This is a genomic window from Mucilaginibacter sp. SG538B (assembly GCF_013376065.1).
Taxonomy (GTDB): Bacteria; Bacteroidota; Bacteroidia; order Sphingobacteriales; family Sphingobacteriaceae; genus Mucilaginibacter; species Mucilaginibacter rubeus.
Genome location: NZ_JABMJI010000018.1, coordinates 1 through 2994, shown reverse-complemented (window position 1 = coordinate 2994; position 2994 = coordinate 1). Strand labels below are relative to the sequence as shown.

Sequence of the window (2994 nt, the reverse complement as noted above, 5' to 3'; positions counted from 1 at the left end):
AGGCCTTCAGGATGACTTTTTCGCCCTGGGCGGGGATTCCATCAAATCGATCCAGGTGGTCTCCCGGCTGAGGCAACGGGGGTACCAGCTCCAGGTACGCGATGTCCTGCGCCATCCGGTGCTCAGCGATCTGAGCAAACTGATCAGTTCCGTGAGCCGCCAGATCGGACAGGGAACCGTAACCGGAATGATCGGGCTCAGCCCCATCCAGAAAAGCTTCCTGGAGAGCCCTCTCCCATCCAAACATCATTATAACCAGTCCGTTTTACTGGACTGCCGCAACGGCATGACCGCGGAGATACTCGCGCCCCTGCTCGATCAAATCGTCCGGCACCATGACGCCTTAAGGATCGTTTATTACCAGGACAGCACTGGTGCATGGCTACAGGAGAACCTTGGCCCTGAGCAGGGATATGACCTGATCGAGGACTGGTATGAACCTCAGTCAGGCAGTAATGAACAGGAATGGCTGCACACCAGGTATGACGAGCTCCAAGCAGGTATTGAACTGGCTTCGGGCCCGTTAATGAGGGCCGGGCTTTTCCATACCGGCGACGGGGACCGCTTGCTCCTGGTGATACATCACCTGGTCGTCGACGGGGTGTCATGGCGGATCTTATTCGAGGACCTTTCCAGCTTATATAACCAATACATCGCAGGAAAGCCTTTTAAGCTCCCCTTAAAGACCGATTCATTCATGTACTGGCAGCAGCAACAGGCCCTGTTCAGTGCCGGCCCCGTGTTAGCTAAAGAACTCGATTACTGGAATAACATTGAACTTGGTGCTTATGACAGCATACCATTGGACATGCCTGCCGGGACAAACCTCCAGGCGGATACGCAAACCGTATCATTTACATTAGACCCTGAACGCACTACAGAACTCCTCACCCGATGCAACGCGGTGTACGGCACCGAGATCAATGACCTCTTGCTCACCGCTGCGGCAATCGGCCTCAGAACCGTATTCGGTACACAGAAGGTACTGGTCAGCCTGGAGGGACATGGACGTGAGGATATCGGATCCGATGCCGATGTCACCAGAACGATAGGATGGTTTACAACCAAGTACCCCGTGGTGCTGGATGTAAGCGGGACAGCCGGCGCGCAGGAGGCGCTCGTGCGCATCAAGGAGCATTTGCACCGCGTACCAAATAAAGGTATCGGGTACGGGACCCTCCGCTATCTCAGCCCGGAGGAATACCGAGGGGGAAGGGTTTATTCCTGTGAACCGCAGATCACATTCAATTACCTTGGGGACTTCGGATCGGGGATACAAAGCGAAGCGGGGGAAGAGGTGTTCAGCTTTGCAGGAGGCTATCACGGCAATGCAGGCAGCGATGAGCAGTCCAGGGACGAGCTGTTAACCATCACCGGTATCGTCGTTGAAGGACGCATGACATGCTCCCTGACATACAGCCGCCAACAGTACTACAAGCAAACTATGCAGGATCTGTGCGACGCGGTCGCCCATGCCATCGACCTGCTTTTATCCGAATTGACCAGGGAAAACCGCAGGTACCTTACGCCGGTGGACCTGACCTATAAAGACCTGAGCATACAGCAGCTCGCCTTACTTAACCGGAACGGTGAGGTTGCCGATGTTTACCCGCTGGCCCCTTTACAGGAAGGGTTATACTACCACTGGCTGGCCGCACCTGAGTCTACAGAGTATTTCGAGCAGATGGTCTATGATATCAGGGACGAAGCCCTCAATATCGGTGCTTTACATAAAAGCTACATGTTCCTCCTCAACAGGCACCCCATACTCCGGACCTATTTCACACTGGACTTCGGCCCTGCCCTGCAGGTCGTGGAAAGCTGCGCTAAGGACACTTTCTTCTATGCTGATTACAGGGAAACAGGAACCGTGGATGCATACTGCCTGGCCGACCGCGAAAAAGGCTTTGACCTTGGCAGCGGGTCCCAGATGAGGCTGGCTGTACTGCGTACGGATGAAAACAGGTACAGCTTTGTCTGGAGCCATCATCATATCCTGATGGACGGATGGTGCGTGGGACTGTTGATACAGGACTTTTACAGGATATACGGCACCTTCATCCGCGGATTACAGCCCGAACTCCCCAATGTATACCCTTATGTCAATTATATATCCTGGCTCGGCACTGTCAACCAGGCCGGCTCTGCGGAATACTGGAAGCAATATCTTTCCGGATATGAATCGGTTTCGGCCATACCCCGGCAGGCCGCACCCGGTGATGCATCCGGAAAACACGCGCAGGTGCGTTTCCGCATAAACGCAGAGCAGCTTCAGCTCATCAGACGGTTCTGCGCCGCACAGGGCGTAACAGAAAATACATTCATTCAGGCTATATGGGGAATGCTCCTGGCTAAATACAATGACACACACGATGTCGTTTTCGGTGCCGTTGTTTCCGGCAGGCCCGGAGAACTTGAAGGTGTCGAATCAATGATCGGCCTGTTCATCAATACCGTCCCCGTCAGGGTCTGCTACAAGGAAGGGCAATCCGTGCAAAGCCTCATCCGGGAACTCCAGCGACACAACATTGAAGGCCTCCCACATCATTATGTGCAGCTCGCCGAGATACAGGCTGCACATGAACTCGGGAACCGGCTCATTGACCACATCCTCGTGTTTGAGAACTACCCCGTACAGGAGATGCTGAGTGAAAGCCTCTCTTCTGAAATTGGCGGCCTTGAGCTCTTATCATCACAGGTCTTCGAACAGACCAATTACCCCCTGAACCTCGTTGTCATACCCGGATCAGATGGCATGGAGATCGTCCTTAGCTATGATAACGGCCTCTACCATGACCGTTTCATGAGCGCCCTCGGCGCCCACTTCCGGCAGCTGTTAAACCTCGCCCTCGAAGATCAGCTCCAGACCGTATCAGCCCTCAGCTATATCACCCCGCAGGAACAGGATGAGCTATTAACCCGCTTCCAGGGAGCTGACGTTGACTACCCCCGCGGGGAAACCATCGTAACCCTGTTCGCCGAACAGGTCCGGCT

1 protein-coding gene is annotated in these 2994 nt (G+C 54.4%); it reads left to right on the top strand.

The window, feature by feature from the left end:
* Nucleotides 1–55: 55 nt before the first annotated feature.
* The coding region (locus tag FHW88_RS29950) for a condensation domain-containing protein (protein WP_410505776.1) at nucleotides 56–2994 on the top strand (2939 nt) is incomplete at its 3' end.